This is a genomic window from Granulicella mallensis MP5ACTX8, assembly GCF_000178955.2.
Classification (GTDB): Bacteria; Acidobacteriota; Terriglobia; order Terriglobales; family Acidobacteriaceae; genus Granulicella; species Granulicella mallensis.
On sequence record NC_016631.1, the window covers coordinates 2,139,649 to 2,158,702 of the forward strand.

General features: G+C 52.0%; 20 protein-coding genes and 1 tRNA gene. 19 read left to right on the plus strand and 2 right to left on the minus strand.

The annotated features are described in order from the left end of the window. Nucleotides 1–149 precede the first annotated feature (149 nt). From ACIX8_RS09110 to ACIX8_RS09195, 18 genes are all read left to right on the plus strand, one after another. On the plus strand, nt 150–1,331 hold the full coding sequence (locus ACIX8_RS09110) for a phage major capsid protein (protein ID WP_014265053.1): 1,182 nt from the start codon (nt 150–152) through the stop codon (nt 1,329–1,331). A 63-nt stretch (nt 1,332–1,394) separates the two neighbouring features. Continuing rightward, complete coding sequence (locus ACIX8_RS09115; protein ID WP_014265054.1) at nt 1,395–2,072, plus strand: head-tail connector protein; 678 nt, start codon at nt 1,395–1,397, stop codon at nt 2,070–2,072. 3 nt (nt 2,073–2,075) lie between these two features. Beyond that, a complete protein-coding gene (locus ACIX8_RS09120) occupies nt 2,076–2,405 on the plus strand; it encodes a phage head closure protein (RefSeq protein WP_014265055.1) in 330 nt (109 codons plus the stop codon). A 2-nt stretch (nt 2,406–2,407) separates the two neighbouring features. Further along, nucleotides 2,408–2,815: a tail completion protein gp17 gene (gene gp17 / locus ACIX8_RS09125; protein WP_014265056.1), complete on the plus strand. Its 408-nt coding sequence runs from the start codon at nt 2,408–2,410 to the stop codon at nt 2,813–2,815. 106 nt (nt 2,816–2,921) lie between these two features. Further along, nucleotides 2,922–3,386, plus strand: a complete 465-nt coding sequence (locus tag ACIX8_RS09130) for a phage tail protein (RefSeq protein ID WP_014265057.1) — start codon at nt 2,922–2,924, stop codon at nt 3,384–3,386. 22 nt (nt 3,387–3,408) lie between these two features. Further along, nucleotides 3,409–3,762 carry a hypothetical protein gene (locus tag ACIX8_RS09135; protein ID WP_014265058.1) on the plus strand — a complete coding sequence of 118 codons (354 nt, stop codon included), beginning with the start codon at nt 3,409–3,411 and terminating at the stop codon, nt 3,760–3,762. A gap of 399 nt (nt 3,763–4,161) precedes the next feature. After that, on the plus strand, nt 4,162–4,611 hold the full coding sequence (locus ACIX8_RS09145; RefSeq protein WP_014265059.1) for an HK97-gp10 family putative phage morphogenesis protein: 450 nt from the start codon (nt 4,162–4,164) through the stop codon (nt 4,609–4,611). Beyond that, nucleotides 4,612–7,389: a phage tail tape measure C-terminal domain-containing protein gene (locus tag ACIX8_RS09150; RefSeq protein ID WP_014265060.1), complete on the plus strand. Its 2,778-nt coding sequence runs from the start codon at nt 4,612–4,614 to the stop codon at nt 7,387–7,389. Nucleotides 7,390–7,427: 38 nt separating this feature from the next. Then, nucleotides 7,428–8,060 (plus strand): hypothetical protein, encoded by a 633-nt coding sequence (locus tag ACIX8_RS09155; protein WP_014265061.1) that lies wholly within the window; start codon nt 7,428–7,430, stop codon nt 8,058–8,060. 2 nt (nt 8,061–8,062) lie between these two features. Beyond that, nucleotides 8,063–8,614: a hypothetical protein gene (locus tag ACIX8_RS09160; protein WP_014265062.1), complete on the plus strand. Its 552-nt coding sequence runs from the start codon at nt 8,063–8,065 to the stop codon at nt 8,612–8,614. A gap of 96 nt (nt 8,615–8,710) precedes the next feature. Next, the gene (locus ACIX8_RS09165; protein WP_014265063.1) at nt 8,711–9,370 is read left to right on the plus strand and encodes an NUMOD3 domain-containing DNA-binding protein; all 660 of its coding nucleotides are present in this window, start codon (nt 8,711–8,713) and stop codon (nt 9,368–9,370) included. A gap of 2 nt (nt 9,371–9,372) precedes the next feature. After that, nucleotides 9,373–9,816 (plus strand): DUF6950 family protein, encoded by a 444-nt coding sequence (locus tag ACIX8_RS09170; protein WP_014265064.1) that lies wholly within the window; start codon nt 9,373–9,375, stop codon nt 9,814–9,816. A 71-nt stretch (nt 9,817–9,887) separates the two neighbouring features. Then, entirely contained in the window at nt 9,888–12,680 is a 2,793-nt protein-coding gene (locus ACIX8_RS09175; RefSeq protein ID WP_014265065.1) for a phage tail protein, read from the plus strand. Between the two features lie 88 nt (nt 12,681–12,768). After that, on the plus strand, nt 12,769–13,209 hold the full coding sequence (locus ACIX8_RS09180; protein ID WP_014265066.1) for a lysozyme: 441 nt from the start codon (nt 12,769–12,771) through the stop codon (nt 13,207–13,209). After that, entirely contained in the window at nt 13,209–13,757 is a 549-nt protein-coding gene (locus ACIX8_RS09185) for a hypothetical protein (protein ID WP_014265067.1), read from the plus strand. Before ACIX8_RS09180 ends, ACIX8_RS09185 begins: the two co-directional genes overlap by 1 nt. 102 nt (nt 13,758–13,859) lie before the next feature. Next, complete coding sequence (locus tag ACIX8_RS26155) at nt 13,860–16,055, plus strand: hypothetical protein (protein ID WP_014265068.1); 2,196 nt, start codon at nt 13,860–13,862, stop codon at nt 16,053–16,055. Between the two features lie 97 nt (nt 16,056–16,152). Beyond that, nucleotides 16,153–16,419, plus strand: a complete 267-nt coding sequence (locus ACIX8_RS25600; protein ID WP_150110547.1) for a hypothetical protein — start codon at nt 16,153–16,155, stop codon at nt 16,417–16,419. A gap of 216 nt (nt 16,420–16,635) precedes the next feature. After that, a complete protein-coding gene (locus tag ACIX8_RS09195; protein WP_014265069.1) occupies nt 16,636–16,911 on the plus strand; it encodes a hypothetical protein in 276 nt (91 codons plus the stop codon). Between the two features lie 367 nt (nt 16,912–17,278). Here the strand turns inward: ACIX8_RS09195 and ACIX8_RS09200 are convergent. Next, a tRNA-Arg gene (locus tag ACIX8_RS09200) sits at nt 17,279–17,355 on the minus strand. A gap of 107 nt (nt 17,356–17,462) precedes the next feature. On the opposite strand from ACIX8_RS09200, the gene ACIX8_RS09205 reads away from it, so the two are divergent. Continuing rightward, on the plus strand, nt 17,463–18,440 hold the full coding sequence (locus ACIX8_RS09205) for a glycosyltransferase family 2 protein (protein WP_044176443.1): 978 nt from the start codon (nt 17,463–17,465) through the stop codon (nt 18,438–18,440). Nucleotides 18,441–18,505: 65 nt separating this feature from the next. Here the strand turns inward: ACIX8_RS09205 and ACIX8_RS24505 are convergent, their stop codons facing one another. Next, nucleotides 18,506–18,886 carry a VOC family protein gene (locus ACIX8_RS24505; RefSeq protein WP_014265071.1) on the minus strand — a complete coding sequence of 127 codons (381 nt, stop codon included), beginning with the start codon at nt 18,884–18,886 and terminating at the stop codon, nt 18,506–18,508. Nucleotides 18,887–19,054 lie beyond the last annotated feature (168 nt).

Consider the following 19,054-nt stretch of genomic DNA (forward strand, 5'->3'; position numbering starts at 1 on the left):
TCCCCACCCCACAAATTTAGTAATTCGCAAGTAGGACGTCGCCGCTATGTCGTGCCGCGTTCAATCGCACCCGTCTGCCTTGCAGCCCTGAAGTCTCGCCCGCAGCGAATCGGTCAGCGCATATCCCCCCTGCAACACGGAAACACACAATGGAAATCAAGTCTTTAACAGAAAAACGCAACAAGATCATGTCTGATGCGACTGCATTAGTAGCGGGCGAAAACGTCACCGCAGAACAACGCACTCAATTCGATTCAATGTTGGCTGATGTCACAGCCATTGACGGCGATATCGCCAGAGTCCAGGCCGCTGACGAATACCGCGCCTCCATCAACAAGGCTACAAACAGCCCACGTCCTAACCCAGGCGAATCCAACGACGTTCATGAATCCGTTGAAGTCCGCAGCGCCCAGGTAAAGCAATCATTTCGCAATTACCTTCGTACCGGCCAGATAGAGATACGTGATTTAACTGTCGCCAACAGCGGCGTTATGATCCCCACTCTCTTCAATCCTTCAGTCTTTGAAGCTCAGAAGTCATACGGCCAAATCTATGACCTCGTTAACGTGATGAAGACCGACACTGGCGATCCTATCAAGCTAGTTCTTGATAACGACACCAACAACGGCCTTACCTCCGTCACCGTTGGAACTAACGCCAGCGAAGTCGACCCATCCATCACTGGATTAACCCTTCAGGTGGACAACTTCACCACAGGCGTTATCAGAATCGACAATGGCCTCCTAACAGACGCCGGATTCGATGTTGAGGCCTTCATCCGTGACAGATTCGCTAACCGCTTCTTTCGGGGTGCAAGCAATCTCATCATCAACGGCAACGCAGGTGCGGTTCAGTCAATAACCACCGCATACAACACCCAAGGTTTCACCAGCGCCACAACCAACAAGCTCGGCTATGTTGACTTTGCTACTGCTATCGGAACCCTAGACCCTGCATATCAGCCTAACGCCGTATGGGCAATGTCCAATGCAACACTTGGCTATGTCATCGGTCTAACTGACACCGCTGGCCGTCCCTTATTCCTTCCTAATTACGGTGACGCATCAGGTGGTTTCGTCGGAACCATTCTCGGTCGCCCTGTAAAGCTAGTCACCCAGCTTCCCGCTGTTGCAACAGGTAATGTTCCTGTTCTATTCGGTGACTTCAAACAAGCCTATACATTCCGTCAGCAAAATCCTGGCCTCGGAATCCTTCGCTTGAATGAACTCTTTGCAGCCGGATACGAAACAGGCTTCGTCGGTTTCGCCCGTGTCGGTGGATTAGCCACTAACGCCGGTGTCTCACCCATCTGCGCAATCACAATCAAGTAACCGCCCAAGAAGAAGGCAGGGGATGGCTCACGTCGTCCCTTGTCTCTTCGGTATCCCGCCTAAATGATCCTCAGCTATCAACTCATCACACCGCCAACGGTGGAACCTGTCACGCTCGAATTGGCAAAAAGCCATTGCAGAGTCGACTTTACTGCTGATGATCCTCTGATCCAGGTCTACATCACAGCGGCCCGGCAGTATGCGGAGAAATACACCAATCGCGCATTCTTCAACCAGACATGGGTGTTGGCATTGGATCACTTTCCGTTGCCGAGATTCCAAACGTCATTGAATGCAGAACAGCGTCATGATTGGCCCTATTTCGGTGCCGCATGGGACTACTTCAGCATCAGGCTGCCTAAGCCACGATGCGTCTCTGTTCAGTCCGTCACATATCTTGACCTGAACGCACAGCTTCAGACATTAGACCCATCGACATACTTCGTCGATACGACCTCCGAGCCTGCTCGTCTCGTGCCGTCTGAAAACCTCTTCTGGCCATACACACAGCAATATCTCCCCGGCTCAGTAAAGATCACCTATCTGGCTGGCTCTTATGGTGATGGCGTGACCGTCAACACATGCCCACAAACCATTGTGATGGCGATTCTGTTGCTCGTGAGCCATTGGTATGAGAACAGGGAAGACAGTACAGCCCTAAACCTCAAGAACATCCCTATGGGTGTCAGTGCCTTGCTGGATACGGAAGTGTTCAACGCGCTGACTTACGACGCGGTATAAGCCATGCAAGCAGGAAATCTCAAACGCCCCATCACCGTCGAAGTTCCCGGCACTACCAAAGATCAATACGGCCAGATAACGGCCACATGGGACACTCTGTTGCAGACATGGGCAGACATCCACACGATCACTTCTAAGGAAGTCTATGCTCTGGGTGCTGGATTCAATTCTCAAATCTCCCACAAGATCACTATCCGGTTTCAACCTGCTGTAACGCTCGCAGCCGGAATGCGTGTCGTCTATCTCACCCGCAATTTCATCATTCAAGCTGTATCCGATCCCACAGAAGAGCGTAGGGAACTGGACCTGCTCTGTCTTGAGCAAACGAAATAACAATGATTGAATCCGGTCTTTATCAACTCATCACCGCTAATGCAGGATTCTCGGCCATCGCAGGAAACCGTCTGTATCCCCTGGTGTTGCCTGATTCGCTAGTGCAATCAGATACGACACAACCATCTGCGACATACCAGACTGTCTCGTCTGTGCCTGTTTACACCAACGACGGCCCTGCCGGATGCGTGCTCGCCAGAGTGCAGTTTGATTGTTTCGCGGCGGCTTATGCAGACGCAAAGTCTGTCAGCGATGCGATCAGAAAGACGCTTGACGGCTATACAGGAACACTCCCTGATGGAACCCCTGTGTCGAATTGCTGGATAGATAACGTCACTGATTCCTATTCGCAAGACACCCGCCTATATAGGACATCGACTGATTACCGCGTCCTCTACGCACAGCAATAACGAAACTGTCCGGTCTGGACACTTTCTCTGAACATCCGCAACACCCCTCTCCGCAACATCCCCTCCGCACTGCCCATTTCCCTCCGCTTCAAAGGAATCCCCATCTATGTCTACCGCCTTTATATCCGGTAAGAGTTCCGTATTGTCTATTGCCGCAGCTTCGGCTACCGGAACACCCACCTTTACCCCAATCAATCAGATCAAAACCACTCAGTATTCAGGCCGCAAGATGGATACCGAAGACATCACCAACATGAGTTCTGCTGGCGTGACTCGTGAGTATGCCCCAACTCTCAATGATGCCGGTCAGCTTGCAATCAGCGGTGTGTGGGACCCCTCAGACCCCGGCCAGCTCATGCTCAGTGCCGCATTCGATGCTCAAACTCTTCTCTCGGTAAAGCATCAGCTTCCTCTCATTCAAGATGCTGCAACTGTCCAGACAACCGGACCTTTGCTCACTTATGTGGGTTACGTCACTGAGAGCACTTTCGATATTCAGTTCGATAAGAGTTCGACATTCAACGCCACCATCAAAATCACTGGCGTAATCACCATCGCTCCCGGCAACTAATCCGTAGGAACCCTAGAAATCCATGTCTGAAAATAATCAAGTAGCAGGCACGGTAGGGAAAGACCCTACTCTGCCTGACGTATCCCTAATCCTGAATGGTGTGGAGCGGCATCTGTGTTATGACTTCAATGCCATCGCCCAGGCCGAAATCCATACCGGTATCAATCTGTTAAAGAACATCACTGACGTATCCGCAACCAATCTCCGTGCGCTGTTGTGGGCGGCATTACTAAAAGAGAATCCCAAACTCACAATCGAAGAAGTTGGTAGTTGGATCAGCCTGCATAAGGTTCCTGCAATCCATAACGCCATCATCACCGCATGGTTTGGTTCGTTAGACGAGCCAGAACCTAAGGGTGAAGACGCGGGGGAATAGACGGCTCAGGTGGTGCAGATCATCTGAGCCTTTCTTATCTTTGGTCTGTTGCGAGATACGACCTCCGTCTCACTGACGTTGAGTTCTATTCGCTGACCCCTCGTCAGTTTTCCCTATTGTTCAAGCGCCATAGAGAAATGCTCCAGCATCGCGAGATGTGCGCTGCATTCACTACAGCAGCGGTCATCAATAGCTCTATATACGCGCCTAAAGAAGCCGTCTCACCGCTCTTATACATGCCAAGTCATCGTGAGAGTGTCCCGCCTAAAGCCCTCGCCCCTCCAGAAGAGTTGCAAGCAATACGAGATGCCTTCATGGCTCAATCGGCCCAACTTGCCTACGAGATGAAACAGGGATTCGGCCCACTGTACGACCGTATCTGCCTGCACAAGACACCTGATGCCTAACGAATTCTCCGATCTCATAGCAAAGCTCGATGCCCTGAAGGGTGATGCGCTCAAGAAAGCTGAACGCAAAGCCCTGACGGAAGTCGGCCAGATAGTGAAGACAGCAATAGTCGAACGAACTCCTGTTCAGTCTGGTGTTGCCGAGGGTCTCCTCAAACCCGGTGAACTAGCCGCCAACATAAAAGCCGCTGTTCACATCGCGAGCGACAAATCCACCACGACAGGCGATGTCTCCAGCGTCACCATCGGTCCTGGAACTGCCGTGACACGTTCTGTTGCCAATTGGGTAGAGAACGGACACGCGAATGCTCGCGCTACTAAGGGCAAGAAGACAACCGATCCTCATCCCTTTATCCGGCCAGCTCAAGACGCCACACAACAACAAGCTATTGACGCTTACGCCGCCACGATGACGGCTGAAGTCACTAAGGCACTTAACTAAATGGCAACACAAGTTCAGGTCGTATTCAACGCCGACACAGGGCAGTTCGTCTCAAATGTCGATAAGGCGAATCAGGCAGTCTCTAAGTCTAGTCAAGCTGTAGCCAACGCTAAGAATCAAATCCTATCCAGCTTCAAAATGCAGATCGATGCTGCTAAGAGTGTTGGCGCATCTTCGGATGAGTTGGCAAGGATTCAACAGCGTACCGCTAGGATGATGTCAGAGGTCACTGATACGAATGCGAACCGCATCGTAAACAGTCTCGACCGAATCAGCGCCAAGAACAAGCAAGTTCAGGCAGAACTAGCCACACTCAATAAAGTTTCCCCTGTTTCAAGTTCAATCGGTGCGGATGTCTCTGACCGTGCAAAAGCCTCTGCCAGCATTCGTGCCCTAAGCGGAACCGGAAGCATTCGCGCGGCTGAATCATTTGCATCATCTATCCCGCTCTTATCGAAGGCATTCGATGTCGCGTTTCCCATCGTTGGCGCAGTTGCTTTCACCGCTGAAATCGTCAGAGGTGTTGAAGCTCTCCATCAGATGTATGAGACGGCGGTCAAACTCCCTGACGCACTGAAGGATGGCTTTGAATCGCTGAATGCTCCCATTGAGACTAACGTCGATGGACTCCGCAAGGCGAACGATGAATTAGAAATCACCATTGCCAAGTTAGAGCACAAGCCGGTCAACACATTGGCGCTTGCCCTCGACGAAGCGCGAATCAATGCAGATCGTCTCGCAGAGTCGTCGGACAAGGCGGCAGCGAATGTCAAAAAGCTATTAGCAGAGAACTCAGCAGGTCTAGGTGCGTTCGCCCTCACTGGTCAAATCAGCACCGGGCCTGTCTCTGATGAAGTAAACAAGCGGATGACCGACATCCGCAATATGCAACGGGATAACCGGGACGCAACACGCTCCGGCACTGACACACCCGAGGCAGCAACGGCACGTATCGCAAAGATCACCGCAGCTCTCAAAGACTTGTCAGCATGGGCGAAACAGTCACGCACTGATATCCAGTCATTCGATACCGGCGGCAAGAACAGCGCCAATATCAACATCTTATCTGGCGTTCAAGACTTTGCAGACAATACGCTCGATGAGCAGTCTCAGCAGAATCGCAACACCGCTGACCAGCAACAAGAAAAACAGCTTCAGGATGCGCAAAAGCGTCGTCAGGAAGCACAAGAGGCAACACGTCAAGCCTCTGAAGCTCAACGGAAGGCGATGGAAGCCCAACGTCAGCAATGGCAGGGCCAAGACGATTCCCGTAAAGACTCTGGCAACGATTCAGCCGTCATTGAAGTAAACACATGGGATCGTCGGTTAGCCGGTCTTCAGCAGGGTTCAGCACAATATCTCTATGCGCAAAACGAACTCACCGCAAAGCTAAGGGAAGCTCGGACTCAAGCCGCCGAGGCTCAGAAGCAAGCTGCTGCTAAGGCTCTCAAAGATCAGAGCGATTCATGGGATCTCGATCACGACTCATGGACTCAGGCAGGGCATCGCACGGCACAGGATGAAGCCGACTATTGGTCTATCCGTGTCTTGGAAGCCCAGCAAGGTTCAGCCAATTACAAAGCCGCATACGATAAATACACCGCTGCCATCAATGCCAGCCAACGTGAGGCCGAGGAAGCTGCGAAAGCACGCTCTAAGGCATCCCTCGAACAGGGATCACAATCGACAGGCTATGCTGAAGCTGTTCTAGGCATTCAGCGACAGACCGGCCAAATAAGCAATCAAGATGCTGCCACACAACAGGCCAACATCCATGCCGAACAGTATCGTCAGCAGATTGCAGCCCTCAATGATGAACTAGGCAGACAGACCGGCTTAGACCCCAACTCAGCCGCCACAGTCAATGCGCAAGCTGCCGTGGCGAAGGCTCAGGCCGACCGCCAAGTCCAGATCATGCAGGACGCGGCACAGACTGCCGGTGCCTCATGGCAAGGCGCACTGAAGAATGCGAATGCCTTATGGGTGCAGGACAGTGAAGACTCTGCTAAACAAGTCGTCGCGCTATATCAACAAGCTATATCTGGCCTAAATGACAACCTTTCAAACCTAATGGTCGGTGATAAGACCAATTGGTCGGGCATGTTCCGAGGCATTGGCAAGAGCCTAGCGAATGACAGTCTGAAACAGATTGAAGCCCCTGTCTTAGGCGCTCTCGGTCTAAGTAAGCCTGATGGAACAGCTACCAATCCAATCAATGTCCGCATCGTCGGCCAATCCGTAGGTGGTGCAGCTAGTGGCCCCTTTGGAAATCTCTTTTCAGGTAAAGTCCCCGGTGGTGCAGGTTCATCCTCTGGTGGCATCTTCGCAAGTCTCTTCCATCGATCAGCTAAGGTCGCCAGTCCTGGTGCCTCTGCCGATTCAACAGATGGTGATGACGTAGAGTCACCAGACGATGATGGAGCTGGTTCTGGCGTAGGTACTGTCGTTAGCGGTGGCTTTGGGAAAGTCCTTCCTGAACTGTCTATGTTCGGTGGTGGCTTCGCATTGGGCGGTGGCGTCCAAGCTGGCGTACCGATCGATGTGGGTGAGATGGGAAGGGAACGATTCGTTCCGTCTACTCCCGGCACGATCATCCCGCATAACGCTCTCGGTGGTGGCAGCAACTATTACTCAATAAACGTTGCTAACGGCGTGACCCCCGAACAATTCGATATGAAGTTCAGGGATGCAATGGGTCAAGTTGCACCGCAATTAACGAAGACAACTTCTCAGGCCATGAAAGATCATCAGCGCCGTCAGCCTTCCTCGAAGCGATAACACGGCTTCCTCTCACACATCTTTAGGAACACCTTCATATGTCCACAATCGGCACCTATAACGGCGCTAATATCGTCGCGTTTCCGTGCGCCCCCGGAATCAAACAGCTAAATCTCTCCATGAACGACACAACACCTGTATCGACCTCACCCTTTACAGGTGTTCAGCAGGTCCAGGCATGGCCCGGTGCAGACTTCTGGACTGCCGACCTCACACTCCCGCAGATGACATCTGAAACAGTTGCCGCGTGGGAAGGATTCTTAGGCGAATGCAGAGGTATGACCAATGTGTTCTATCTCGGCCATCCCTTCCACATCTCTCCTAGCGGTTCAGCAAGCGGCACACCTGTCTGTAACGGCGTGACTGCCCCCATGAGCTACACGCTTGCCACTCGTGGATGGACACCGAACACCTATCGTTTACTTCTACCGGGCGATCATCTCCAGATTGGTTATCGTCTGCATCGTGTTCTGACTCAGGTTGATTCCGATGTAAACGGTGGCGCGATCATCTCTGTTTGGCCTTCTATTCGCGAGGCTACGACAGACGGTGAACCGGTCATCCTCAATCGTCCGCAAGGGCTCTTTCGCCTATCCAGCAACAAACGATCCATTCTGAGCGCTGAAACAAGACTGAATGCCGTCACGATCTCCGTGATAGAGGCCAGATAGACATGAGAACAATTGATCCACTCATGTTGGCTGCGCTTCAGGCTTCTGTTGTGGTGCCTGCATTCTTGGCCTCACTTCAATTCAAGTCCGGCCCACAGTACATATGGAGCGGTGTTGGTCCTCTTGTCTACAACTCCAACACCTATCTCGGTGTCGGCTCTCTCGGTGGCGTAGGAACAATCAGTGAGGGAACAGAAGTCCAGGCAGCAGGAACAGCTCTGACTTTATCTGGCATCGATCCTGCACTCTACTCAGCCTGTCTTACTGACATTCAGTTAGGCGCTCCAGCTCAAGTGTGGTTCGCGTGCCTGAATAGCGGGCAGATCATCGGCACACCCTATTTGCTCTTCAGCGGCCAAGTAGACAAGCCACACATCACAACCGGGGCCAATACGATCACCGTTTCTCTTGCTCTAGAGAATCGCCTGGCCAACCTGCAAAGGGCATCTGCTCGGCTATGGACGGCGGCTGACCAGAACATGGAATACCCGACCGACAGCGCCTTCAACTGGGTCGAGATATTGAACGATATCTCGTTGAATTGGGGTTCTTAACCCTCTCTTACCGCCACACAATCAGCAGCGCTCGGTTCATCCATCGCCTATGTGCGCGTGGATTGATTCGCCACGCCTGCGAAGGAACACAGTTACTTGAACATCTACGGTTATATCTATTTGATTCGTAATCGAATCGATGGAAAGGTTTACATAGGACAGACTGCAAGAACTATCGAACAACGATGGAAACAGCACAAGAAAGAAGCGCGTGCTGTGAGAAGCAATGCTCATTTGTATTGCGCGATGAGAAAGCATGGACTGGAATCGTTCGACATCGTTTGTCTTCATCAAGCCTTCAGCAAAGCAGAGTTAGACGACATGGAGCGTCGAGCCATCTTTACTCATGATTCGATGAACCCTGACTTCGGTTACAACAAGACCGATGGCGGTGCAAACGGAAAACGATCCGATGAGACTCGTAAGAGATTGAGCGAGTCACATATGGGACACAAACGCTCTGCTGAGTCCCGTCGAAAGCAAAGCCAATCGCTCATGGGACATTCTTCCGGAATCAAGGGTAAGAAACATTCGCAAGCTACACGGCAAAAGATGAGTGAGTCGCAGAAGGGCAACACCTATTGTCTTGGCAACAAACTCACAAAAGCTCACCGTCGCAAAATCAGTGATGCCGTAAAAGGTGAGAATCACCCGAGCTTCGGTAAGAAACTCTCAGAGACGACACGCCAAAAGATGCGTGAGGCACGACTGAGACGTAAGTCGGAAGCGTCTCCAGCCCTCATCTGGGGCAGCTAATCATGGCGCTTGTAAGACTCCCAAAGTGGGACACACAACTCCTACCTGCATTCATCGCTGCTCACAAAAATGTTTCTTTCAAGTGGGGCACATCGGACTGTTGCCTGATAGCAGCAGATGCGATTCAGGCAATGACAGGCGTGGATATCGCCAGCGACTTCCGGGGCAAATACACCGACGAAGCCTCTGCATTCGCACTCATCAAGTCTGTAGCGAACGGCACAACCGTAGCTGATGCAGCCGCCTATTGTGCAGCCAAGCACGGACTCACCGAATGGTCGAAGCCTTTGCTTGCGCAACGTGGCGATCTTGTCACCATTCAGAACGGAACACAGCTCATCGCTGGCTTCGTCGGCATCGATGGCAGATATGCAATCAGCATCGGTGAAACCGGCCTGATGCAGTTTCCCATTTCAGTCATTACTCGCGCGTGGAAGACCTCCTAAGCAGGCACACGCTCCAGAACACACAAGGTCGCTCATTCAGAGCGGCCTTTCTATTTAGGAACACAAAACACATGAGTAAGGCCTTGGTTGGAGCAAGTGAGCTGATTGGCGCTGTTGGCATGGGTGTCGCCGCATTTCTAGACCCCGCACTCGTAGCGAGTCCCTGGTTCGACAAGATCATGGCATCGCTGGCTATCAGCGGTATCAGTATGGAAGCCGGAGCTATAGCCAACGCTCTCACTGCTAACCGTGGCGTCAACATCACCACTCGTCAAGCTGCCTCATATAGACAAATCATCTATGGGATTCAGCGTGTCGGTGGAATTCAAATCTATCGTTCGACTACAGGCGGTCACCATGACCAATTCAATTATGTAATCGTCATCGCTACTCATGAATGTTTCGCCATTGAGAATCTTTACCTTGACGGCAGACAGGTTTATTGGGATACCACCAGCGCTGGCAACACCACACAAAACGGATATAACTTCGGTGGCAATGCTGACGGTAATTCCCACCAAGGCCCTAACGGCGTTCAATACAATTTCGGGACTCTTGTCTACTGTGAAGCTCGCTATGGAGAACAACTTCCTGGTGATGTCATCGGTGGTCTCACCGCAAACGATCCTACCTGGGCTGCATCATCCGGCAAGTCTCCCTTTGTAGGCGGCTGCACGTACGTCTATCTCAAAGTTGAATATGACTCGTCTATGTTTCCTTCTGAGCCTGAAGTAAGGTTCACGGTGCATGGAAAGCCTGTCGTTGACCCTCGCGTAGGAACAACGCCCACATACTCTGCCAATGCAGCCCTCATCATCAATGATGTTCTGACTGACCCTGAATGGGGCCTCGGTGACGACAGCGTAAATCAGGACCAACTGATTGCAGCAGCCAACATTTGTGATGAACAAGTCGCTCTCGCAGCGGGCGGCACAGAAAGCCGATATTCCTGTCATTGGCATTACGACACAGGCACCGCTGTCGGAGATATCATCTCGACGCTCATGGAGTCGATGGGTGGAAAGATCAGCCGAATAGGCGGTCAATGGTTCATCTATCCGGCAGCCTATTACGGACCTTCAGCATCATTCAACAGCGACCACCTGATTGACTCTGTTGATTGGACTACTAAAGGCTTCCGTGACATCTCGAATAGAGTTCGCGGCAAGTACACAGCGCCAAATTTTCCATTCAACGTCGCTGGCAACCTGTACGACTCTAACGGTTGGTACAACGGCCAGATACAGGACAACTTTCCCTTTGCCTTCCAGCCGACTTCATATCCAGACTATGCAGCGGACACTCTCCACGGCTACGCCAATGATGAATACCTGACCGAAGACGGTGGGGTTGTTCTCCCTCTTCAGAAGGATTTCATTCAGGTTCTCAGCATCGCCCAGGCGCAGCGTCTAGCGAAAATTGCGTTACTCCGCAACCGGATGCAAATGGGTTCGGGCACGCTAAAGATGTCTCTTGCCGCTTTCATGTTGCAGCCAATGGACACGTTCAATATGACGTGTTCTCAGATGGGTTGGACAGACAAACTGCTCGAAGTGAACTCATTTCAATTCGCTACCGATCAGACCGATGCAGGGCCTCTCCTCAGCATCACGCTCGGCGTCAATGAAACCGACCCAACAATCTATGACTGGAGCGTAGCCGAAGAGCTGACCGTCTATGACGTGCCAGCCGCTCCATCGCTTCAGGCTCCCTATACTCCTGCACCGCCTACAGACATGGAACTCATCTCCTCGGCTGCGACTGCATTGCTACAGCCTGACGGCTCTGTTGCGCCACGAATCCAAGTCAACTGGACAACACCTCTAGACATCCTCGTCACCCAGATACAGGTTCAGTATCAGCCGGTTGGTGCAGCCAATTGGACGGATGCGGGTTCAGCGTCGGTCAATAGCAATTTCTACTTCATCAGTGGTGTTGTATCCGGCCAGCAGTATGACGTTCGGATTCGATCAATACGCGGTAATGGTGCGACCTCTGTATGGGTGGAACTCGACGGCTTCACCGCAGGATTGGTTCTATCTGTTCAGACTCAGGACGGTGTCGGTAAAGGCTCACTCGTCGGGGAAGCGTATCCCGATGGAACCGCTGCTATCGAGTGCAATCCCTTCACCGCGCTTGTCGGCCAGTTGTCTTTGCCTGTCTTCCCTGGTGGAGCAGTGACGATCTCAGGCCTGACTCAACAAACTCTCTATTACGTGTACTATATCGATCCAACCTATGTGGGCGGCAATGTCACACCGATAGCAACGACAAATCAGTCTGACTTTCTCGGCAAGCTCGGATACTTCCTCATCGACTCTATTGTGACGCCTTTTGCTGGCTCAGGTGGAGGGGGTGGAGGTACAGGAACGAGCGGCGGTAAATACCAGCCAACAACTTTTAGCGATTTAGGAACCAGAACCACCACGACCCCTGCTGCTGCATATGACGGAAATCTAAGTTCATATGCCACGGTATCGGGATCGAGTACCTCTACCTTTGCTGTTGGTAAGACATCGAATACAACAGCGATAGGCAGTGGGGCATGGTCAGGTTTTAACTCCGTAGTTGCCGCCGCCGACATGACCCTGACGGTTATCTGTACTACGATCCTTAGGCAATCGGCCACTTCGCCGAGTGGGAGCGTTAGTATTAATGCCTCTTTAGGAGGAAGCACAACCTCTCCTCTCGCTAATTCAGCAGGAAATTTGACTACCTATACATTGACTGTTCCTACTGGAACCAATCTGTCTGGCATCTCGGTTTTTGTGAATGCTGTTCCGGGTGTTGGTGGAGCATCGAGTTCTGTCCCGAGCGCTTCGTCTTCAGTACAGGCCCAGGTGGCTGAGATTTACATTCAATAACTAAATCCCCTTTGCAGTGAGCGCATAGAAGCCCGATTCCTTTGGGCCTCTATGCCCCTGCATGTCCGCACTACGAGATTCCCCTTCAATGACATATCAATTCAGCCCTCAGGGCCTCTCACTGACCAAACAGTTTGAGGGGCTTAGGCTCACCGCATATCAAGATGTAGCCGGTGTCTGGACAATCGGATACGGCCATACAGGCGATGTCCATCCCGGCCAAACGATCACAAACGAACAGGCAGACAGTCTGCTTCTGTCGGACATGGCGATAGCGATTGCTTGCGTCAATCGTCTGGTCAAAGTCCCGCTCACGCAAGGGCAGTTCGACGCTCTCTGTGACTTCACCTTCAATGAGGGGGTTGGAAACTTCACCACATCCACTCTTCTTCGCGTGCTCAATACAGGCGATTACACCGCAGCCGCGAAGCAGTTCAGCGTTTGGGTGTATGCCGGTGGGAAGGTGCAGGCCGGTCTTGAACGGAGACGCGCAGCCGAGCAAGCCATGTTTAGCGGGAGCGGCGAATAATGCCTCCACAAATCACTCTCCGAGACTTGGATGGAATGCCAAAAGGAGAAATTCACTTAGCAATCGCTAACTCTGAGCGACAAACACTCGGCCTAATGGAACAGAAATTGAATGAACACCGCGAAAAGATAGAGCGCCGACTAGACAATCAGGACGAGAAGCTGGAAACCATGCAACAGGACATCACCTCTCTAGTGGGGACTGATAAAGTCCCTGGCCAGATAGGGCGAAACACTGAATTGCTTGAGGGCCTCGTTGCTAAACACGAAGCATGGCATGAGCAGGACACAGAGTTTCGATCTCACATCACCAGCCAAGTCAGCGAACTGAAAGAGCAACACAAATCTGTCACTAAAGACATTCGCTCTGTTAAGTGGTTCATCACTATTTGTTCTGCGCTCGGCATGGCAGGGAACGCGATTCTCAAAGTCGTGCGGCAAGGCAAAGAACTGTACAAGGCAATTGGTGTCGGTGGAATCCTCTGGATTCTGATTGTTCAGTTTCTACACCTTATCTGGCCTCTTCTTCACGCTTGGCTCCATTGGTAATCGAAGACGGCGCGAATAGGGAAGACACATTCTATTCAGCACTCTTCTAAACATCCCCTTCAGTAACAAATCCCCCCACACATTCATTAGGAAACACACTCAATGGCAAGTCTCACTGCAACGGTGGGTTACACCGTCGTGTCTGCATCTAATCTTCGTGATTCGAGCAGCGCACCAATAACCAATGCAACAATCTATTTCACACCTGTAGACAATAAAGGCAAGCCTCTCTCATACAAGACAGGAGGTGTCGCTCCTGGGCCGACTACGGTCTACAAGGTCTCTGCTGTCGTCACTAATGGCGCGTTTCAAATACTTCTTGCCGATCCTAATCTGACAACCCCAATCAACATTGGCTATGCGGTCAGGCTCATTGACAACGTGACAGGCAACAATCTTCTCGGCCCTGGTTATGGCTGTGTTCAGTGGCCTACAGGTTTGGCCTTCGACTTCGATACCTATGAACCGGACCTTGCAGCTCAGGTCACTGTTCAGCCCGGCCCCATTGGACCTCAAGGTGTAGTCGGTCCTGTTGGTCCTCAAGGCATTCAAGGGAATGTTGGTCCTGTTGGTCCCACTGGACCTCAAGGTGTTCCCGGTATCGCTTCATTGGGAGCGCTTGCTTCGCTTGCCTCAAAACAACCGGCTGGTAGTTCTCTCTTGCAGCTATGCAATGTAGCGGCCTGCACCACAAACGCTTTCTTGAATACAGGAGGCGTCGTAACTCCTAACACCTCGGCCAACGTGGCCGTCAGCGACTACATTCCAATCACAGCAGGGCAGCAGTACATCTCGACTGATTCGCTTCCTAGCGTGCAGCGCATTTCGTATTTCGATCAAAATTTCACATGGGTTGTCGACGATACGACGATGCATGGTGCTGATACGGCTATCTCCGCTCCGTCTAACGCGAACATTGCCTACATGCGGATTACTCTGGCCAACACCCACGTAATCGCCAACCCAAATAGCTTGATGATTAACTACGGAACTGTCCTCGCCCCTTGGCAGGCATATGGTACTTATCCGGGTAGCACGATAGATGCAAAAGATGCGGCTGTAGCCACTACCGCAGCAGCTCAACTTGCGTCTGGGCTTGGTCTGGCGACCCTCCCACATGCTGAACTTGGTATTTGGCCTAACGGTCGCAACCTCATTGACATCAATAATGCTCTTGCAGGCTGTCGCAATGTTGTCGATGGCACAATCAATACAACCGGTGTCGCTGCGTCTTTAAGAAGCAGTCTACTCACACCTTGCGCAGGGCTGAGTTTTGTGTCTTGCGCTATGCAGAACGGCAGCCCCGGAAATGCAAACTTTGGACATTGTTTCTATAAAGCAGACGGTACATTTTTATCTGCTATTCCTACAACGACATTTGCAGCAGGGCAAGCAATTCCAATTCCAAACAATGCTGTTTTTATGAGTTTGATGTGGTCACCTGCAACAGGTAAAGTTCCTTACTTTGCACCTTGTACATCTGCTGGCGGCATTCCTCCAATTATCAATCCATACAGAGGCCGTCCGCTTACGCCACTGACTAACATCAATGTTTGGTTCTGTGGCGATAGTCGCTTAGGTCAATCTTCCATCACTAACGGTTTTTGTGCTGCATCAGGTTGCAATTTGGCAGGACTGGACGCACGCGCTGGCCGGGCATTCTCACAGATATTTGAGATGTACGGTAATGATCCCGTCAATGGCACTAATCAAGGATTCACATCCACAGTTGCAAATCCGACCACAGGGCAACAAGCGCAGACTTATCACAACAGCGGGACTATTGGAAACACCCTTGCACAAGACTTGGCGACTATGGAAATGGTCATCATCGCGCTTGGCACTAACTTTGATTCACCAATGGGAACGTATGTGGACACATCTGCGACAGCGAGCATGTGTGGCTATTTGCGCAGGGCAATTGAGGGCTACCTGCAAGCCAATCCATTCGCCCGATTGATCCTGATTGCCCCGCAGCACAACTCATTTCAGACCGATGTCAACGTTAATGCCTGGAATGCGTTGGAAACCCAAATTGCAAACGACTACGGTGTGCCTGTGCTGAATGAACATGCTACCGGGCAATTCAGCGCCTTCATGGCTACATTACCTGCGGGTGTTTCAGTCGGCAATGTCAACACCCAGCAGACCTACACAATTGACGGAACCCACCCAACTATCTGGGGAGGCTTTTATGTGGAAGGTCCTCTATGGGCACGGTTCGCACAGCATTACGCTTACGCAAAACAGCCTGTGACCGGTGCCGGTGCTAATTTGTATGACTGGTCTACCAAATAAGCGCTTGTTTCTGCATCAGAACAACAAAGAGCCTCATCGTCATTGCGCGGTGAGGCTCTTTTCATTTGCAGAAATAGTGCGATAGCATTGCTTTTATGTGGCGCACCCTACTCACCGTATTTCTTTATATCTTCGCTGCCGCGATTCTTCTAAACGCTCTTCTGAACGTGGTGAAGCTCGTATTGAGAATCTTTCGGAAGAGGCAGAAGAGATCAATTTCAAACTGAGGCACTACCTCAAATTGGGATTTATATGGGCCAAGGCGGATTATGAAAATATAGCGGATTGCTGGCTGATGTGTGCGCTTGGTTCATTTATTCAAGCCGAATGCAACGCAATTGAAACTAAAAAGGCCAGTCCGTGATGGGCGGGCCTTTTGTTGTGCTCACTTGGACGCCTGAAAGCCGGATGTGGTACAAAATTTGGGTGCATGATTCCCGTGCATTCCTCCGGGCCATCTTTCCGAACACCACACCTGAATATCAGTGCAGTTGAATTGGCTTTCCTGCCTCTGTGTCTGCCACACATTTCCAACGAGCACAGAAAGTTATGAATTTCACAACATACAAGGAGAAATGATATGAGCAACATGATATCCGAGAGTGCATTCTTTGCAGAGAACCCCACGGAAGAGAAGTCAACCGATGAACAGGCTCCAACGAAGGAAGCGGTCCTAAAGGCAAGTGAGGACTTCCATGCGATACCGTTGAGCATGGTGGCCGACGCGGATAAGCCTACGGAGGAAAAAGCCCCCGAGAAGTTGAACCCAGCACTTACCGGTCAGGATATGCTCCAACCAAAACGCCAAACGTTCGTAAAACCAAACGAGGACCTCGCGGCACTTGACGCGCTTTAATTGAGCCACCATTAATCAAAGGCACAGGCAATTGAAACGCCCGGCAATCTCTCATGAGGACCGGGCGTTTTCCGTTTAAGGAGACTGTTCCGAACTGATATGGAAGACCGCACGTGACCGGAGAGCAATTCATCAAGCTACGTAAGTGAACTCACTTCATCCTTATCCGGCTCGCTCTCTAACAACCTGAATCAATCAGCACTGCGCCTCATCCTGACAGCAGGGTGGGGCTTTTCTGCTCGCGGATTGGTATTGTGTGCAGCAAAGTACAGCGAAACAAAATCACACCAGAATCACACAGCAGCCCAAAATGGATTTTGATGCTTTTGAGTGAATGCTACGAACCCGCATGGATATTGAGGATTTTTGGTGGCCCGGGCAGGAGTCCAACCTGCGACCTTCGCGTTAGGAGTGCGCTGCTCTATGCAACTGAGCTACCGGGCCCTGGAGTGGAAAGGGAAGAGCGCAACGAACCACAGAAGGAACGAATGCGAACCACTCCTGCTAGTGTACCGCGCCATAGAGGCCGGCTCAGGCGTAAAATTGAGGACGTGCCCAGGTATTCCATTGTCGTCCCGTTTCATAACGAAGAAGAGAACGTAACGAAGCTCTATGACCGCGTAAAGGACGTGATGGAACACGTCAACGCGAGTTTTGAGATGGTCTTCGTCGATGACGGTTCTCGCGATCGCACCTACCGCCTGCTGGAGGAGATCGCCGCCGTCGATTCACGTGTATTGCTGGTCAAGCTGCGCCGGAACTTCGGCCAGACGTCGGCGCTGGCTGCTGGTTTCGACCACTCCTCCGGGGAGTATGTCCTGGCGATGGACGGCGATCTGCAGCATGATCCCAACGAGATTCCGACGTTTCTCGCCAAGCTGGAAGAGGGCTACGACGTCGTCAGTGGATGGCGTGCGCAGCGGGGCGACAACATGGTGATGCGGCGGATTCCGTCGCGCATCGCCAATTGGTTGATGGCGAAGCTCTCGGGTGTGGATATCCACGACTTCGGCACGACGTTCAAGGCCTATCGCCGCGAGGTGATCCACAATATTCCGCTGTACGGGGAGATGCACCGCTTCATCCCCGCGCTGGCGAGCTGGTACGGTGCGAGCATCTGTGAGATTCCGATCTCGAATCCGGCACGCGAAGCGGGGCAGAGCCACTATGGCATCTCGCGCACATTCCGGGTGTTCTTCGATCTGCTGACCATTCGATTTCTGCTCAAGTACATGACGCGCCCGCTGCACTTTTTCGGAAGCATCGGCGCGCTCGCTATGGTTTCAGGCGGGGGCATCGCGACGTGGCTGCTGATCTACAAGCTGATCTCAGGTCATGCTGTTGCGGGGGAACATGCACCCTGGTTCATCATCGCCGGTGTGCTGATTCTGGCAGGCATTCAACTCATCGGGGTCGGCTTGCTCGGCGAACTCCAGGTGCGGCACTTCTTTACGCAGACGCAGCGCACGCCCTATACGGTGGACCGCGTCGTGCGGATGAAGCCCTCAGAAGAAAGCCTGCTGCACTGAGCCCGCGCTTTGGAACGGGAGCAGTCCGTCTTTGTGCGCCGGAAGAGCCGATTTGCCGTGCCCGTTTACTCGGGACGCAGATAGAACTCGATGCGCAAGCCGTCGGGATCGTCCAGCCAGATAAATTCCTTCAAACCATACTGGTCCAGCTTCAATCCGCTATGCGAGATTCCGGAGCTGTCCAGTTGTGTCTGAATGGCTTCAAGTTCCGCAAGACTGCGAACGCCGAAGGCGATGTGATTCAAGCCGACGCGTTCCTTGTCCTGCATTCCTGCGTGGTTCTCGACCGTACTCGTGAAAAACAGACGAGTGTCGCCTACCACGTACAGAAGGCTATCTTCAGCTCTTTCAAGGGGTTGGCCGAGAAGTGCCTGGTAAAAACGCTCCGTCCTATCGAGCCCTGAGACGCGGAAGACCAGATGGTCGACAAATCCGGGATAGGTCATAGGCAGCTCTCTTGCTCATAAAAAGGGATAGGCCTGTGTCACCAGCCAGAACACTTCTGCAGGATATCCCGGCTTCAAACCAGCTCTAAACTCTCCCACTGCCATCGGACTGTAACAACCGTTATGTATGATAGACGACATAGCCCGGCGGGCAGACCTGCGATCTAC